Origin of the sequence: Neisseria sp. 27098_8_158 (genome assembly GCF_041433145.1) — a bacterium.
GTDB classification, from domain to species: Bacteria; Pseudomonadota; Gammaproteobacteria; order Burkholderiales; family Neisseriaceae; genus Neisseria; species Neisseria subflava_E.
Window position 1 is genome coordinate 69,141 of sequence record NZ_JAPWAZ010000002.1, and the last position, 15,186, is coordinate 84,326.

Annotated in this window: 16 protein-coding genes and 1 pseudogene; 5 read left to right on the forward strand and 12 right to left on the reverse strand. The window is 50.5% G+C overall.

Annotation, left to right across the window (positions count from 1 at the left end; all coding sequences use genetic code 11):
* Positions 1-52: 52 nt before the first annotated feature.
* Both O3681_RS05820 and O3681_RS05825 read right to left on the reverse strand, forming a co-directional pair.
* On the reverse strand, positions 53-973 hold the full coding sequence (locus O3681_RS05820; protein ID WP_371459514.1) for a patatin-like phospholipase family protein: 921 nt from the start codon (positions 971-973) through the stop codon (positions 53-55).
* A 99-nt stretch (positions 974-1,072) separates the two neighbouring features.
* The gene (locus O3681_RS05825) at positions 1,073-1,690 is read right to left on the reverse strand and encodes a tellurite resistance TerB family protein (RefSeq protein WP_049349212.1); all 618 of its coding nucleotides are present in this window, start codon (positions 1,688-1,690) and stop codon (positions 1,073-1,075) included.
* A gap of 150 nt (positions 1,691-1,840) precedes the next feature.
* Between O3681_RS05825 and rsgA the strand changes: the two genes are divergently transcribed.
* Positions 1,841-2,707, forward strand: coding sequence for a ribosome small subunit-dependent GTPase A (gene rsgA, locus O3681_RS05830; protein WP_371459515.1), 867 nt, complete (start codon positions 1,841-1,843; stop codon positions 2,705-2,707).
* Positions 2,708-2,815: 108 nt separating this feature from the next.
* Here rsgA and O3681_RS05835 read toward each other — a convergent pair whose 3' ends face one another.
* The 3 genes and pseudogenes from O3681_RS05835 to O3681_RS05845 all read right to left on the reverse strand — a co-directional run.
* Positions 2,816-3,010, reverse strand: coding sequence for a virulence regulator (locus tag O3681_RS05835; RefSeq protein WP_371459516.1), 195 nt, complete (start codon positions 3,008-3,010; stop codon positions 2,816-2,818).
* A gap of 23 nt (positions 3,011-3,033) precedes the next feature.
* On the reverse strand, positions 3,034-5,091 hold the full coding sequence (metG, locus tag O3681_RS05840) for a methionine--tRNA ligase (protein WP_314272825.1): 2,058 nt from the start codon (positions 5,089-5,091) through the stop codon (positions 3,034-3,036).
* Positions 5,092-5,219: 128 nt separating this feature from the next.
* Positions 5,220-5,630: pseudogene (locus O3681_RS05845) on the reverse strand (hypothetical protein); the annotation flags it as partial.
* A 658-nt stretch (positions 5,631-6,288) separates the two neighbouring features.
* On the opposite strand from O3681_RS05845, the gene O3681_RS05850 reads away from it, so the two are divergent.
* On the forward strand, positions 6,289-6,663 hold the full coding sequence (locus O3681_RS05850; protein WP_107723905.1) for a hypothetical protein: 375 nt from the start codon (positions 6,289-6,291) through the stop codon (positions 6,661-6,663).
* 86 nt (positions 6,664-6,749) lie between these two features.
* Here O3681_RS05850 and O3681_RS05855 read toward each other — a convergent pair whose 3' ends face one another.
* The 5 genes from O3681_RS05855 to O3681_RS05875 all read right to left on the reverse strand — a co-directional run bounded on the left by O3681_RS05855 (position 6,750) and on the right by O3681_RS05875 (position 10,778).
* Positions 6,750-6,908: a hypothetical protein gene (locus O3681_RS05855; RefSeq protein ID WP_159068473.1), complete on the reverse strand. Its 159-nt coding sequence runs from the start codon at positions 6,906-6,908 to the stop codon at positions 6,750-6,752.
* Between the two features lie 127 nt (positions 6,909-7,035).
* The gene (murA, locus tag O3681_RS05860) at positions 7,036-8,289 is read right to left on the reverse strand and encodes a UDP-N-acetylglucosamine 1-carboxyvinyltransferase (RefSeq protein ID WP_049333045.1); all 1,254 of its coding nucleotides are present in this window, start codon (positions 8,287-8,289) and stop codon (positions 7,036-7,038) included.
* 190 nt (positions 8,290-8,479) lie between these two features.
* Complete coding sequence (gene ftsX, locus O3681_RS05865; protein WP_063076502.1) at positions 8,480-9,397, reverse strand: permease-like cell division protein FtsX; 918 nt, start codon at positions 9,395-9,397, stop codon at positions 8,480-8,482.
* Entirely contained in the window at positions 9,394-10,044 is a 651-nt protein-coding gene (gene ftsE, locus O3681_RS05870) for a cell division ATP-binding protein FtsE (RefSeq protein WP_107723904.1), read from the reverse strand. The genes ftsX and ftsE overlap by 4 nt, the downstream gene beginning before the upstream one ends.
* A gap of 251 nt (positions 10,045-10,295) precedes the next feature.
* Complete coding sequence (locus O3681_RS05875) at positions 10,296-10,778, reverse strand: TlpA disulfide reductase family protein (protein WP_049349226.1); 483 nt, start codon at positions 10,776-10,778, stop codon at positions 10,296-10,298.
* Between the two features lie 169 nt (positions 10,779-10,947).
* On the opposite strand from O3681_RS05875, the gene arsC reads away from it, so the two are divergent.
* The gene (arsC, locus tag O3681_RS05880; protein ID WP_004519164.1) at positions 10,948-11,307 is read left to right on the forward strand and encodes an arsenate reductase (glutaredoxin); all 360 of its coding nucleotides are present in this window, start codon (positions 10,948-10,950) and stop codon (positions 11,305-11,307) included.
* A gap of 25 nt (positions 11,308-11,332) precedes the next feature.
* Entirely contained in the window at positions 11,333-11,989 is a 657-nt protein-coding gene (locus O3681_RS05885; RefSeq protein WP_070606488.1) for a YdcF family protein, read from the forward strand.
* Between the two features lie 179 nt (positions 11,990-12,168).
* Here O3681_RS05885 and O3681_RS05890 read toward each other — a convergent pair whose 3' ends face one another.
* The gene (locus O3681_RS05890; protein ID WP_234394603.1) at positions 12,169-12,321 is read right to left on the reverse strand and encodes a hypothetical protein; all 153 of its coding nucleotides are present in this window, start codon (positions 12,319-12,321) and stop codon (positions 12,169-12,171) included.
* Between the two features lie 117 nt (positions 12,322-12,438).
* On the reverse strand, positions 12,439-13,533 hold the full coding sequence (locus tag O3681_RS05895; RefSeq protein ID WP_107723903.1) for an ABC transporter substrate-binding protein: 1,095 nt from the start codon (positions 13,531-13,533) through the stop codon (positions 12,439-12,441).
* A 159-nt stretch (positions 13,534-13,692) separates the two neighbouring features.
* Between O3681_RS05895 and gltX the strand changes: the two genes are divergently transcribed.
* Positions 13,693-15,087, forward strand: coding sequence for a glutamate--tRNA ligase (gene gltX, locus O3681_RS05900; RefSeq protein WP_107723902.1), 1,395 nt, complete (start codon positions 13,693-13,695; stop codon positions 15,085-15,087).
* The last annotated feature ends 99 nt before the right edge of the window (positions 15,088-15,186 follow it).

Below are 15,186 nucleotides of genomic sequence, written 5' to 3' on the forward strand. Positions count from 1 at the left end.
AAAGGCCGTCTGAAAAACATACTTTCAGACGGCCTGTTCAAACGGCGGATGATTAATACTGATATGCCGCCAGTTTGCGTTTGATTTCAGGCAGGGCTGCGCGTGCGGCCTGTTCACCCAGTTGGATGGCGCGTTGTTTTTGGTCGAAGCCGCCAACCGAACCCAGCTCCAAAACCTGCGGTTTGATGACCACATTGGCTTGTCCCAATTCTTGATGCAACGCAGTTTGACTCATCACGTTGAAGGTTTGGTCAAGATAGGAGAACATGCCTTGGCTGACATTTTTGGCCGGACGGGCGGAAATATCGACGGCAATGATGAAGTTTGCGCCCATTTTTTTCGCCGCGCTGACCGGTACGGGTTGCGACAGGCCGCCGTCTACATATTTGCGGTTGCCGATGACGACAGGCTGGAATACGTTTGGAATCGACGCAGAAGCGCGGACGGCCTGTCCGGCATTGCCTACGTTGAACACCACCGGTTTGCCGCTTTCAAAATCAGTCGCAACGGCGGCAAACTTGATGGGGAACTGCTGCATCGGGCGGTTGCCGACTTTGCGGTTGATGTAGTTTTGCAGTTTTTCGCCTTTGATGAAGCCGCTGGTGGACAAGGTCAAATCCACCAAATCGGTTTTACCCAAAATTTCCGCTTCCAATTCGAGGCGGTCGGGCGACATTCCCGAAGCGTACATACTGCCGACAATCGAGCCTGCGGATGTGCCGGTAACAATTTTGACCGGAATATTGTTTTCTTTCAAAACCTTAATAATCCCAATATGGGCAAAGCCTTTGGACGCGCCGCCGCCCAAAGCCAGCGCAACTGTGGCTTTCGGTTTGGGTGCAGGATGCGAAACCGTATTTTGACCCTGCGTAGAAGGTTTGGATTGCGGTGCGTTGCCGTTCGGACAGGCAGCCAATACCAAGACGGACGAAGCGGCTAAAAACGTTTTAAATGTGGAAAAAAGTTTATTCATGTTCAGACAGCCTTTAATATGTCGAAAGAGTTATTTTACTCTGAAATTAAGTCGAAAGGCCGTCTGAAATCAGGTTTCAGACGGCCTTTTAAATCAAGCTTAAGCCAATTCGAGCTGTTTTTCCAAGCTTTCGACCAGCTGGTCGTCCAAATTCAAAGCTTGGGACAAACGGCTCAGGAACACAATTTCCTTGCGCGACAAGTCCGCGCAGACCAATCTGGCCGCCAGATAAGTTTCGGCTGCCAAAGCCTCGTCGCTGCCGACTGAAGCGGCAATTTGCTCGATGGAGGCCGGTTGCGCATATTCCGCCTGCAGCCATGCCGCCGTTTCCGCATCGCTGCCGCTTTCACGCTCAATCGCCGCGCGTTCTGCATCATCAATCAGGCCGTCTGAAGCCGCCGCCGCAATCATCGTTTGCAAAATCACACGGCTGTGGTTTTCACCAATCAGACCGGCAGGTTGGAACGCACTTTGCGGCAATTCGTCCTGCTGGCGGTTTTGTTTCCAGTTTTGATAGCCTTTATAAGCCAGAAAACCCAAAGCGGCGACCGAGCCGGCCTTGACCAGCTTCTTCGTGTTTTTCTTTTTCAACAGCATCGATGCCAAAGCACCCGTCAGCGCGCCGCCGCCGAAAGAATTGAGCGGACTGTCCGCCACCGCTTTGCCGCCTTTTTGAGCCGCACCCAAAACCTGATTGAGCAACTGACTGAAATCCATAAAAAATCTCCTGAAAACAAATACATTGCAAATATAGAGTAGAAACATCCAAAAACCAAGCCAAAGAAAGTTAAAAGGTGCAAACAAGTTTTCAGACGGCCATAGCCGACTTTCGGTACAATCACAACATTCCAAACAATAAGCCCCATCATGACCGATACCGCCCAAATCATTACCAGCTATGGCCGCCGCTATATCGTCCGCACCCCCGACGGCCAAACATATGACGCCACCACCCGCAAAAAACGCGTCGATTTCGCCTGCGGCGACCAAGTCCGCATCAGCCCCATCAACGGCGAACAAGTCGTGATTGAAGACTACCTCCCGCGCGAAAGCCTGCTCTACCGCCAAGACGCGTGGAAAACCAAACTGATTGCCGCCAACGTTACCCAACTCCTCATCGTCACCGCTGCCAGCCCCTCACCTAGCGAAGCCCTGTTGCAACGCGCCCTCCTCGCAGCCGAAGCGGCCGGCATCGACGCCGTCATCGTCCTCAATAAAGCCGACCTCCCCGAAACCGCCCAATGGCGCGAGAAACTCAAATTCTACGAAACCCTCGGCTACTCCGTGGTCGAAACCAACGCATTGGAAAACGCCGACATCCTGCGTCCCATTTTAGAAGGGCAAACCAACATCCTGCTCGGACAAAGCGGCATGGGCAAGTCCACCTTGACCAACGCCCTACTCGGCAACCAAGCCGCCCGAACCGGCGACATTTCCACCGCGCTCGACTCCGGCAAACACACCACCACCCATGCCCAACTGTACGATTTAAACGCAGAAACCCGACTCATCGACTCCCCCGGCCTGCAAGAATTCGGCCTGCACCATCTCCAAGCCGCCGATTTACTGCAATACTTCCCCGACCTGCGCCACCTCATCGGCCAGTGCCGTTTCCACAACTGCACCCACCGCACCGAACCCGGCTGCGCCGTCAAAGCCGGTGCCGAATCAGGCGAAGCCAAACCCGAGCGTATCGAATTTCTGCAACGCGTTACCGATGAATTATTGAGATAAAGTTTTAACGGAAATAAGCGTTTGGATAAATAAAAAGGCCGTCTGAAAGTTTCAGACGGCCTTTTGTTGAAGCATAACCAAATTTACCTTTCAACCGGTATTGCTACCTTAGCGGGAAAGAGACGGTGCTTTTCGCGGCGGATTGTTCATGAGAAGAACGGCTTCTTCAATTTTCTTGTCCTCCCGATCATGGAGCTCTACCGGAAACTTCAAACGCAACACTGCAACAATAGCGCCAACCGATAAGCCTGCATCATGAAGCAACTCAATTTCTTTAAGTACCGGTGCGGAAAGGTTTAACATGGTTTCTCCTTAAGATTTGATACTTAGCCCACTTTATCCCCGGGCTGTGCGCCTGCGTCAACGTCGAGGAGCTTCAGTTTGCCCTCTGCGGTGGCGGCGGAGAGGATCATGCCTTCGGATACGCCGAATTTTGCCATTTTACGTGGGGCGAAGTTGGCGACGGCGATGACCATGCGGCCGTTCAATTCGGCAGGATTTGGGTAAGATGCGGCGATGCCGGAGAAGATGATACGTTTTTCAAAACCGAAATCGAGGTCGAATTTCAAAAGTTTGGTGCTGCCTTCGACGGCTTCGCAGTTCAATACTTTGGCGACGCGCATGTCGATTTTCATAAAGTCGTCAAAGCTGGCCTGTTCGGCGACTTTCTCGTATTTACTCTCTTCGGCGGCAGGCGCGGCTGCGGCGGCGATACTTTGTTTGTTGGCTTCGATTAAATCGTCCACTTGTTTTTGCTCCACTCGTTGCATTAAATGTTCGTACTTATTGATAGCGTGTTCGCCCAAGGTTTCGCGTGTGTTTGCCCAAGTGATGGCTTCCAAATTCAGGAATTTGGCGGCGTTTTCGGCTACTTTCGGCAATACGGGGGCGAGGTAGGCGGTCAACATGGTAAAGGCGTTGATGAGCTCGCTGCATACTTCGTGCAGGCGTGCGTCTTGGCCTTCTTGTTTGGCGAGTTCCCAAGGTTTGTTGGCATCAACGTATTCGTTAACAATGTCTGCCAAGGCCATGATGTCGCGCAGGGCTTTGGCGTATTCGCGGCTTTCGTAGCATTCGGCAATGGCTTCGCTTTGCGCAGTCAGTTTTGCCAGCAATTCGCTGTCGGCAACGTCTTTCAGACGGCCTTCAAAGCGTTTGGCGATGAAACCTGAAGCGCGGGCGGCGATGTTGACGTATTTGCCGACGAGGTCGCTGTTGACGCGGCTGATAAAGTCTTGCAGGTTCAAATCGATGTCTTCGATTTTGCTGTTGAGCTTGGCAGCGATGTAGTAGCGCATCCACTCGGGGTTCAGGCCTTGTTCCAGATAGGATTTGGCGGTGATGAAGGTGCCGCGCGATTTGGACATTTTTTGTCCGTCCACGGTCAAAAAGCCGTGTGCGTACACGCCGGTCGGGGCGCGGTGGCCGGAGAAATGCAGCATGGCGGGCCAGAACAGGGCGTGGAAATAGAGAATATCTTTGCCGATGAAGTGGTACATCTCGGTTTGGCTGTCGGCTTTGAAGTATTCGTCAAAATCGATGCCGATTCGGTCGCACAGGTTTTTAAACGACGCCATGTAGCCGACGGGCGCGTCCAGCCAGACGTAGAAGTATTTGCCCGGCGCGTCGGGGATTTCAAAACCGAAATACGGCGCGTCGCGGGAGATGTCCCAGTCGGACAGCGTGGTTTCTTCGCCTTCGCCCAGCCATTCTTTCATTTTGTTGAGGGCTTCTGGTTGCAGATGGGGCTTGCCGTCGTGCGGATTGTTGCCGGAAGTCCATGCTTTGAGGAAGTCGGCGCATTCGCCCAGTTTGAAGAAGAAGTGTTCGGATTCGCGCAATTCGGGTTTGGCACCGGAAACGGCGGAATACGGGTTAATCAGTTCGGTCGGGGAATAGGTGGTGCCGCAGACTTCGCAGTTGTCGCCGTATTGGTCTTGGGCGTGGCATTTGGGGCATTCGCCTTTGACGAAGCGGTCGGGCAGGAACATTTGTTTTTCAGGGTCGAAAAGCTGCTCGATGACGCGGCTTTCGATTTTGCCGTTGGCTTTCAGTGCGCGGTAAATATCTTGGGAAAACTGTTTGTTTTCAGGGGAGTGGGTGCTGTAATAATTGTCGTAACCGATGTTGAAACCGGTAAAGTCGGCGAGGTGCTCTTCGCGCACTTTGGCAATCATGTCTTCAGGCGCAATGCCTTGTTTTTGCGCGGCAAGCATTACGGGCGTGCCGTGGGTGTCGTCGGCGCAGCAGTAGTAGCATTCGTGGCCGCGCAGTTTTTGGAAGCGTACCCAAACATCGGTTTGGATGTGTTCGACCATGTGGCCGAGGTGGATGCTGCCGTTGGCATATGGCAGCGCGGAAGTGACAAGGATTTTGCGTGTCATGGTTTGTGCTTTTAAAAACAATGGATAAAGATGTCGGGAATTATACCGCAAAACAATACGCAAAGGCCGTCTGAAACCTGATTGCCGGTGTTTCAGACGGCCTTTTGAGATGTTCTAGAAAGGTTTTGTTACCCAATACTCATTCCACGCGATTGAGATTGTGCCAATTGTTTTTGTTGCTCTTCATATTCAGAGAGTTGTGCCGTTTGCTGGATTTGATTAAAGCTCTTTTCCGCGGGAATAGATGCAGATAGTCCTATATCCATAGAAGCAAGATTTAATGTAGGATTTCGGTTTCCGATTAGATACTGGTCGTTTTTTACACTAAATAAAGTAAGATCAGTTATATTTTTTGACTGAGCCAAGGCGGTAAGTGCCATCGCGGAATTTTGCAGTTTTTCCTCATTAATAGACAGATTGTTTGTCTTATGATATGTCGTTAGGTGCACCATTGCAGTATTGAAGATCTTTTGGGCTTCGGGGGAAAGGAATTGCGGTTTGGATGAAGAAGCTGCCTGCGTGTATTGAGGTACATCTTCAATGTTTTTTATAGAAGGCAAAATATCATCAGTTTTACTTAGAATATTTTTTTGGCTCCAACTTTGCTTCGGTAAAGGTCGTTCGATTGTTTTATTCAATGGGCTGTGAGGAATAGGATTAGAAATATCTTTTAACTCTTTAATATTTCGAGGAACGCGAATAGCACCTTCATGGTCAACCAGCCCAGTAATATCATTACCATAAACTTGTTTATGGTAAATATCCCCTTCTTTTAAAGCAGTATAGAGAAAATCTACACAGCTATTACTAAAAGCATTATAAAATGAAGAATTAAATCCATGTTTATCAGGGTGTAATCCAAAATCTTTTAAAGCATCATATTGCTTTTTTGTAATTTCCATAGTACGTTCAAGAACAGGGTTTTGATATATATTAAACTCATTATTTACGACTTTTCCTTTCCAAATAGGGAAAGAACTAGTAGGAGCAAACCCCCATCCCATCTGACGATTTCCATCACTTATTGAATAATATACATGCCCTACAGTTGACGTATCTTTTTCTCCACCCTTCAAAGTAGGCGTACCAGGCGCTGCAACATAAATCGTTAATGTATAACGATTTTCCATTTTTTACTCCTAAGATAAAAGTTAGTTAATTTCACGAAATATTTTTTTCAGCCAATATATCTGAAACATGGAGTTGATTATAATTGGAATTCCGCATAAAAAATATATTATTGATATTCCAATAAAGCAGGCATCTTCTTTTTGGAATACACATGTTGTAATCCATATAATTATAGATGGTATTAAAAAAGTTATTAGGAATACTACTTTTCTACCTATAGAATTATCTCTTATTTTAAATATTGAAACAAATATAGCCGTTATTATAGTTGGAATAAAAAACAAATACAGAAAATTTTCTCCAAGGCTAATTAGAAAGTCATGTAAAGCAAGCCGACTACTGGAGTCAAAATTTAATAAAACTGAAATAGATGCTGCCAATAAAAAAGACAATATTGCATTGAATAATACAAAATGCGTAATTACAGCTTTGTACGGATAGTTCTTTAAATCAAGCATGCTGTTATCCTAATAATCAAAAATTTAACTAAATAAGCACTATAATATACTTCGATTTCAGATTGGTTCTTACTCAGTCTTAGTAGTCCTTTCTTTTAACAATGAAGTTACTTTCAAATATTGTTTCAATAGATTCCTCTCTGTTTTATCTTGTTTTTGAGCGGCAAGCATCACGGGCGTACCGTTGGCATACGGCAGTGCGGAAGTGACAAGGATTTTGCGTGTCATGGTTTGTGCTTTTAAAAACAATGGATAAAGATGTCGGGAATTATACCGCAAAACAATACGTAAAGGCCGTCTGAAACCCGATTGCCGGTGTTTCAGACGGCCTTTTATTTATCGGCTGCGTATGGGATTAACCGCGTACGCGTTCGATTTTTGCGCCTACGCCGCCGAGTTTTTTCTCGATGTATTCATAGCCGCGGTCAAGGTGGTAGATGCGTTCGACGATGGTTTCGCCATCTGCGACCAAACCTGCCATGACGAGGCTGGCGGAGGCGCGCAGGTCGGTTGCCATCACGACGGCACCGGAGAGTTTTTCTACGCCTTTGATGTAGGCGGTGTTGCCTTCGGTGGTGATGTCTGCGCCCATGCGGTTGAGTTCGGGAACGTGCATGAAGCGGTTTTCAAAAATGGTTTCCACCACGCGGCTGCTGCCTTCGGCAATGGCGTTCATGGCCATAAACTGCGCCTGCATGTCGGTTGGGAAGCCTGGGTGGACGACGGTGCGTATGTCCACGGCTTTGGGGCGTTGCTGCATGTCGATAGAAATCCAGTTGTCGCCTGCTTCGATGATGGCGCCGGCTTCGGTCAGTTTGTCCAATACGACTTCCATGGTTTTGGGGGCGGCATTGCGCAGGACGACTTTGCCGCCGGTCATGGCGACGGCGCAGAGGAAGGTACCGGCTTCGATACGGTCGGGAACGACGCTGTGTTCGCAGCCGTGCAGCTCTTTTACACCTTCGATGGTCATGGTTGCTGTACCGATGCCGCTGATTTTTGCGCCCATTTTAACGAGGCATTCGGCCAAATCGACGACTTCGGGTTCAATGGCGCAGTTTTCGAGGATGGTGGTGCCTTCGGCGAGCGTGGCCGCCATCAGCAGGTTTTCGGTACCGCCTACGGTCACGACGTCCATGGTGACACGCGTGCCTTTCAGACGGCCTTTGGCTTTGACGTAACCGTGTTCGATGGTGATTTCCGCACCCATGGTTTCGAGGCCTTTGAGGTGTTGGTCAACCGGGCGCGAACCGATGGCGCAGCCGCCGGGCAGGCTGACTTGGGCTTCACCGAAGCGGGCGAGGGTCGGGCCCAAAACCAAGATGGATGCGCGCATGGTTTTTACCAGCTCGTAAGGTGCGCAGGTGTTGTTGACAGTGCCACCGTTGATTTCAAATTCGGAGATGTTGTCGGTCAAAACACGTGCGCCCATGCCTTGCAGCAGTTTTTGGGTGGTTTTGACGTCGGCGAGCATGGGTACGTTTTTCAGGCGTAAAGTGCCGGAAGTCAGCAGGCCGGCACACATCAGCGGCAGGGCGGCGTTTTTTGCGCCGGATACGATGATTTCGCCGTTGAGGGGGCCGTTGGCAGAGATTTTGAGTTTGTCCACAGGATGTCTTTCGTTATTTGTCTGCACGGTTTATGCCGCACAAATGAAATGAGATGGATAATAAGCCACCAATTATAAGGGATTATGCCCTTGCTGTTAGATTTGGCAGTATTAAATTTTCACAAGGTTTGTTTAAGTTGCGAAAGGATAAGATTTCAGGCCGTCTGAATGGTTCAGACGGCCTGTTTGCTTATTTTTTGGCTTTGAAGCCCAAAAGGTGTTGCGTGGTGGCCAGCCATGCGCCGAATACGCCCAGCGCGATGACGAAGCCGAATACCAGCGACACTTCGCTAAATGTGAAGAAACGCCAGCCGATGTTCAGACCGTAGGGTTTGAAAATCGCGTCCACCAGCGGCCGTACTTCGGCCAGCAGCCAGGCCGACAAGCCCAAGCTGACGGCGGCGGAGAAAATACTCTGCCACATTGCCTGATAAAGGAAAGGACGGCGGATAAAGGAAGCGGGCGCCCCCAACAGCTTGGTGATTTCCAACTCTTCTTTGCGGCTGAGGATTTGCAGGCGGATGGTGTTGTGTGCCACCAAGACAAAGGCCATGCCCAAAGTCAGCGAGAGGAACCACAAAATCTTACGGATAAATTCGTTAATACGATAAAGGGTCTGTACCCATTCCGTATCCATGGTTGCAGATTCAACGCGCGGCAGTTTGGTAATGTCTTTATAGATGGCCTGCATCTGATCCGGAGAAGTGGCAGGGTCGGGCGTAACGATAAAGACATCAGGCAACGGGTTGCCATCGAGCATGGAAACGAGGTTTTGGTCGAGATTGGTCTGTAATTCTTCCAAACCTTCCTGCTTGCTGATAAAGCGGACTTTATCGATACGGCTGTCGCGTTGGAGCAGGTTTTTTACCGTATCGGCATCAGAACCTGCCGCATCGGTGTCCATATAAACCGTAATTTGCGGCGACTCGTTGAGTTTGCCCAATACGCTTTGTCCGCTTTGGATGCCCAAATACATGAACAGCGGCAAGGTCATGGCAACGGCAAGCATGAGCAGGGTCAGTAGCGTGCCGATGGGTTGGCGCAGAAGCTCTTTGAGCGCGGCGCGCGCCGATTCGACGTGTAACGAGATGTAATGAATCATGCTCATGCGAGGCGTCCTTTCTGCAGGCGCAAGACACGGTGGCCGTAATCCGTCATCAGCGTTTCATCGTGCGCCGCAACAATCACGGTTGTGCCTGCTTCATGGAAGGTTTTGAACAATTCCATAATATCCAGCGCATAGGCGCGGTCGAGACTGGCGGACGGCTCGTCGGCAATCAGCAGGCTGGGTTGGTGAACCACTGCGCGCGCGATGCACAAACGTTGTTGTTCGCCGCCGGACAAAGTGATGGGCATATCGTTTTCGCGGCCTTTCAAGCCGACTTTCTCAATCGCAATACGCGCGCGCTCTTCAGCTTTGCGCGGCTGGTAGCCGCTAATCCGCAAAGGCAGGATAACGTTTTGCAAGACATTGCGGTCGTAGAGGATTTTGTGGTCTTGGAAGACAATGCCGATATGTTGGCGCATAAAGCCGATTTGATTGTCGCTCAAGGTGCCGAGGTCTTGATTGTTGAACCAAACCTTGCCTTTGGTAGGCTTGGTAATGCCTGAAATCAGCTTCAAAATGGTGGATTTGCCCGAACCCGAATGGCCGGCGATAAAAATCATCTCACCTTTGTTAATCTGGAAACTGACATTTTTCAGGGCTTCGAAACCGCCGGGATAGGTTTTGGAAACTTGTTCGAAACGGATCATGGGTTTTCCTGAAAATAGGGATTCAGACGGCCGGCGTCATCGATAGGGCAACATGCCGTCTGAAAAAATGGGGATATTCACAGATTATAAATATTTCGGCTGCTTTTTGATAGTGAAACCCCGGTTCTGCCTGTGGAGACACTGTCGGTTTGCAACACAAAGTAATATGGTTTGAAAAAAGGCCGTCTGAACGGTTGGGTTTCAGACGGCCTCGGTATCAGCAGCGTAGGTTAAGCACCCTATCCGCTGTTTTATTTACATTTGGTTTTGGCCAAATTCACGGCGGCGGTCAGGCTTTTTTCGTTGACTTCGCCGGTGATGGTTTGTTTGTAGCCGCATTTCGGCGCTTCGACGACAGTAAAGGGCAATACGCCGACGTTGTTGCCGTGGGCTTTCATGAAGTTGCGGCTGTTGGCACCAGTGTAACGCCAAATCGGGTAGCTAACCGGCGTTTGTTTCAGGAACTTGCCGATGTTGTCGGTCGTATCCAGCGCGATGCCGACCATATCGACGCTGCCTTTTTTCTGCGCTTTGTACCATGCGGACATGGCGGGCATTTCTTTACGGCAGGGGCCGCACCAGGTTGCCCACAGGTTGACCACGCGCACGGGGGCTTTGAGCGATTCCAGACTTTGCGGTTTGTTGTCCTGCCAACCTGCCGTTTCGTCGGCGGCAAAGGCCGGTGCAGCGGTAAAAACGGTGGCGGACAGTAGAAGGGCGGTTAAGGCTTTCATGGTTGTATCCTTGAGGTTGCCAATCGAAATTGTGTTTATTGTAAAACGGTTTGGTGGGCATGCCTACCGATTCGTATCAAGATATCAAGTAAAAAGTTTGAGTAAAAATCAGTTGCAGACGATAATAACCGCCATCATTGAATGATTTTGCAATAATACGGAGACTTTCATGCCGTCTGAATTCACACTTTATCACAACCCGCGTTGCAGCAAATCGCGTGCCGCGCTGGCTTTGCTCGAAGAAAAAGGCGTTGCCGCCGACGTGGTCAAATATCTGGATACCGCGCCCGATTTGGCGACTTTGCAGGATATGTTTGCCAAACTCGGTATCGAATCGGTGCGCGGCATGATGCGCACGAAAGATGACTTGTACAAAGAATTGGGTTTGGACAATCCCGATTTGGACAATGCCGCCCTGCTTCAGGCAATCGCCGAACACCCCGCCCTGCTCGAGCGTCCCGTTTTGGTAACGCCTACGCGCGCAGCCATCGGCCGTCCGTTGGAAAACATTGCCGCCCTACTCGGCTGACGGGGTTGGATAAGGCCGTCTGAAGATGATTTCCCTGCTTAAAAGCCGCAATGGTCTGCGATATTACCTGTTTCGCGGCCTTGCTTTGAGCGTTTTGCTGGTGTGCGGTATTTTTTTGAGCGGCACATGGCAGATTTACCGGACAGGTTTGCAAACCTTGCCGAAGGACGTTCATGCCGATGCGGCGGTGGTGTTAGGTGCGGCGGCGTGGGACAAACGCCCGTCGCCGGTGTTCCGTGAGCGTATCAACCACGCCATCACGCTCTACCAAAGCCATCGGGTCGGCAAAATCATTTTCACCGGCGGTACGCCCAAAAAAGGATTTATGACCGAAGCCGAAGTGGGGCGCCGATACGCGCTCAAGCAGGGCATACCGGCGCACAATATCCTATTTGAAAACACGTCGCGCAACACTTACGAAAACCTGCGCAATATCGTCCCCATCATGCACGCCAACGGAGTCGGCAGCATTATCGTTGTCAGCGATCCGTATCATTTGGCGCGCGCCGAAGAAATGGCCGCCGATTTGGGCTTGTCAGATGCGCAGTTCTCCGCCACACCGACCACGCGCTTTGATGAGCGCAGCAAGAAAGCCAAGTTCCTGATGCAGGAGAGCTATTCTTTGTTTCTCTACCGTATCGGCAAATGGAGCGATGCGGTTTGGAATTGGATAAGCAGTTGAGCCTTGGGCAAGCCATACAAAAGGCCGTCTGAAGCCTTTTAGGTTTCAGACGGTCTAAATGTATTCTTACTTATTGATATTGATTTGTAGCTATACTGCCCAAAAAGACTACGGCCAGCACCAGATAAATTGCCATTACGATGGCAAACAGAATCAAGGCAGCCTTGAAATAATTGGCTTTATTCGGATTGGTGTTTGAGCTGAATGCCCACACAAACATCATGATCAGATTGACCAGCGGAATCATCATAATCAAGCTGGTTACCAACCAACCATTCGCTGATGCTGACGACCGGAGCCTGAGGCCGGTCGATTTGGTTTTGTCCGTTCATACGTACCCAGTAATTTTGTTGAAAGAACGGTAATTATACTCATTAAATATTTATCGGCATAACATGTTCAGGCCGTCTGAATCTTCAGACGGCCTGAGCCTATGATTTTTGCAGCCGCTATTTCAATCGGATGTAAAACGTACCGTCCGGCACGACGGGCAGGTATTTGCGGTAGAAGTCCAGATAGGTCTTGTTTGGGTCTATGTCGGCAAACTGCTGCGGATACAGGGTTTTGGCGATAAATTGCGCGCTGGCCAAATCGGTGAGCGAGCGGGAGGCGGTGTGGTAGATGCCGTAAACGCGTTTGTTTTTGACGGCAGGAATGTCTGCCCAGCCTTTGCGTTTGACAAATCCGGCCAGGCGGCGTTGCGCATCGGCCTGGCTGATGCCTATGCCCATCGCCATAATGCCAGGCTTGTCTTTATGGCCGTTTTCCGTCCCCGAAATGACGATGACGTCGGGTTTGGCCGTCAGGAATTTTTCAGGGTTTATCGGTCCCCAGTTTTTAACGTAAGGCGCGGCGATATTGTTGCCGCCTGCTGTGTCGGCAATCGCGCCCCACATATCTTTGCCGAAGGTGTAGCTGTATTCGGACGGGCCTTTGTCGCCGAACTCGATATAGATTTTCGGTTTGGACTGCTTGGCGCGCGCGACGCGTTTTTGGATGTCGGCAATGCCTCGGGCGTATTCGGCGGCAATTTTTTGGGCGCGCGCCTGCGTACCGTTGAGTTCGCCGAAAATTTCCGCACTGCGCGTGTGCCGCGCGACGGTTTCGGCGTTGAAATCGACCACGACGACGGGTATGCCTGCCGCTTTAATGCGCGGCAGATGGGTGGCGATGGCCTTATACTGCCAGTCGGCCAGAATCAATACGTCCGGCTTGAGCGCGAGCGTTTTCTCCAGTGAAAACGTGCCGGTGCTGATGTTGCCGATGTCTGCAATGTTTTGCAGCGTAGGCAGCTTCTGTTTGAACATCACCCAGCTGCCGGGATTGAATTTCTCCCAAAACTCACGCGAAATGCCGATGACGTTTTTAAATTTGTCCGCGCCCGTTACCGCGATATAGTCGGGATAGTAAAACGCCAAAACCGCGCGTTTGACAGGGACATCGACTTTGACTTCGCGTCCCAATACGTCTTTGATAGTTTTGATTTCGGCTTGGGCAAAAAGGGGCAGGAGGGCGAGGGCGGTAAATAAAGCGCGTTTGTTCATGAGCGGATACTTTCAAAGAAATGATTATCATTAGTTTTGTTTTCAGGAGAAAAGTTCCCAGACGGTCCTTCTGCGCCGACATTATTTTTAGACGGCCTTACATTGTTTAAACCTTGCCGAAAAAGTAAAATACCTGTTTTCAAAGACTTTGGAGCCATCATGACCGTCAAAACCCGTTTCGCCCCCAGCCCCACCGGCTACCTGCACATCGGCGGCGTACGCACCGCCTTGTTTTCATGGGCGTTTGCCCGCCATCATAAAGGCGAGTTCCTATTGCGTATCGAAGACACCGACTTGGCGCGCTCTACTGCCGAATCTGTCAACATCATCCTCGACGGCATGAAATGGGTCGGCCTGAACTACGACAACGCCGACAACATCGTGTACCAAACCCGCCGTTTCGACCGCTATAAAGAAGTCATCGCCGAACTCTTGGAAAAAGGCGCTGCCTACTACTGCTATTGCAGCAAAGAAGAGCTGGAAGCCATGCGCGAGAAAGCCGAAAAAGAAGGCACGGCAACTTACGACCGCCGCTGGCGCCCTGAAGAAGGCAAAACTCTGCCCGAAATCCCTGCCGACGTGCAACCTGTTGTCCGTTTCAAAACGCCTTTGGACGGCGTGACCAAATGGACGGACTTGGTCAAAGGCGAAATCTCCATCCCCAACGAAGCGCTCGACGACCTGATTATCGCCCGCGCCGACGGCACACCGACCTACAACTTCTGCGTCGTGGTGGACGACTACGACATGGGCGTTACCCACGTTATCCGCGGTGACGACCATGTGAACAACACGCCGAAACAAATCAACATCTTAAAAGCCATTGGCGCCACCCTCCCCGAATACGGCCACCTGCCCATGATTCTCAACGAACAAGGCAAAAAAATCTCCAAACGCAGCGGCGATACCGTTGCCATCACTGATTTTGGCGCAATGGGCATCCTGCCCGAAGCCATGCTCAACTATCTGGCACGCTTGGGCTGGGCGCACGGCGACGACGAATTCTTCACGATGGAACAATTCATCGAATGGTTTGATTTGAAAGACGTTTCCCCATCCCCAAGCCGCATGGATTTGAAGAAACTCTACTGGATCAACGGCGAACACATCAAAATCACCGCCAACGAAAAACTGGCCGAAATGGTGAAACCGCGCCTCGCCCTGCGCGATATCCACGAAACAAGCAAGCCTGCTTTGGAAGATGTGTTGGCATTGGTCAAAGACCGCGCCCAAGACCTGAACACGCTTGCCGACGAGTGCCTCTACTTCTATGTCAAACAAACCCCTGCCGAAGCAGACGTGCAGAAACACTGGGACGACGAAGCCGCCGCCCGTATGCTGCGCTTTGCCGAACGCCTCGAAGGGCTGGAAGACTGGACCGCCGAAGCCATCCACGACCTCTTCAAACCTTTCTGCGACGAAGAAGGCATCAAAATGGGCAAACTCGGTATGCCCCTGCGCCTCGCTGTCTGCGGTACGGCGAAAACCCCAAGCGTCGATGCCGTATTGGCATTAATCGGCAAAGAAGAAGTGTTGAAACGGATCCGTTCGTAAGGCATGAATGATAAAAGGCCGTCTGAAAATTTTTCAGACGGCCTTTTGGGTTGTCAAGATTTAGTCTTCAGACGTATAATCATTATGTTTTTATAATGG

What these genes read in the sequence shown, in the direction of transcription:
- metG (WP_314272825.1), bottom strand. Translation starts at nt 5,091, where the DNA reads ATGACACGCAAAATCCTTGTCACTTCCGCGCTGCCATATGCCAACGGC.
- arsC (WP_004519164.1), top strand. Translation starts at nt 10,948, where the DNA reads ATGCCGTCTGAATTCACACTTTATCACAACCCGCGTTGCAGCAAATCG.
- O3681_RS05890 (WP_234394603.1), bottom strand. Translation starts at nt 12,321, where the DNA reads ATGAACGGACAAAACCAAATCGACCGGCCTCAGGCTCCGGTCGTCAGC.
- O3681_RS05855 (WP_159068473.1), bottom strand. Translation starts at nt 6,908, where the DNA reads ATGACACGCAAAATCCTTGTCACTTCCGCACTGCCGTATGCCAACGGT.
- O3681_RS05850 (WP_107723905.1), top strand. Translation starts at nt 6,289, where the DNA reads ATGGAGTTGATTATAATTGGAATTCCGCATAAAAAATATATTATTGAT.
- O3681_RS05875 (WP_049349226.1), bottom strand. Translation starts at nt 10,778, where the DNA reads ATGAAAGCCTTAACCGCCCTTCTACTGTCCGCCACCGTTTTTACCGCT.
- ftsE (WP_107723904.1), bottom strand. Translation starts at nt 10,044, where the DNA reads ATGATCCGTTTCGAACAAGTTTCCAAAACCTATCCCGGCGGTTTCGAA.
- O3681_RS05895 (WP_107723903.1), bottom strand. Translation starts at nt 13,533, where the DNA reads ATGAACAAACGCGCTTTATTTACCGCCCTCGCCCTCCTGCCCCTTTTT.
- O3681_RS05835 (WP_371459516.1), bottom strand. Translation starts at nt 3,010, where the DNA reads ATGTTAAACCTTTCCGCACCGGTACTTAAAGAAATTGAGTTGCTTCAT.
- O3681_RS05820 (WP_371459514.1), bottom strand. Translation starts at nt 973, where the DNA reads ATGAATAAACTTTTTTCCACATTTAAAACGTTTTTAGCCGCTTCGTCC.
- rsgA (WP_371459515.1), top strand. Translation starts at nt 1,841, where the DNA reads ATGACCGATACCGCCCAAATCATTACCAGCTATGGCCGCCGCTATATC.
- gltX (WP_107723902.1), top strand. Translation starts at nt 13,693, where the DNA reads ATGACCGTCAAAACCCGTTTCGCCCCCAGCCCCACCGGCTACCTGCAC.
- O3681_RS05885 (WP_070606488.1), top strand. Translation starts at nt 11,333, where the DNA reads ATGATTTCCCTGCTTAAAAGCCGCAATGGTCTGCGATATTACCTGTTT.
- O3681_RS05825 (WP_049349212.1), bottom strand. Translation starts at nt 1,690, where the DNA reads ATGGATTTCAGTCAGTTGCTCAATCAGGTTTTGGGTGCGGCTCAAAAA.
- ftsX (WP_063076502.1), bottom strand. Translation starts at nt 9,397, where the DNA reads ATGAGCATGATTCATTACATCTCGTTACACGTCGAATCGGCGCGCGCC.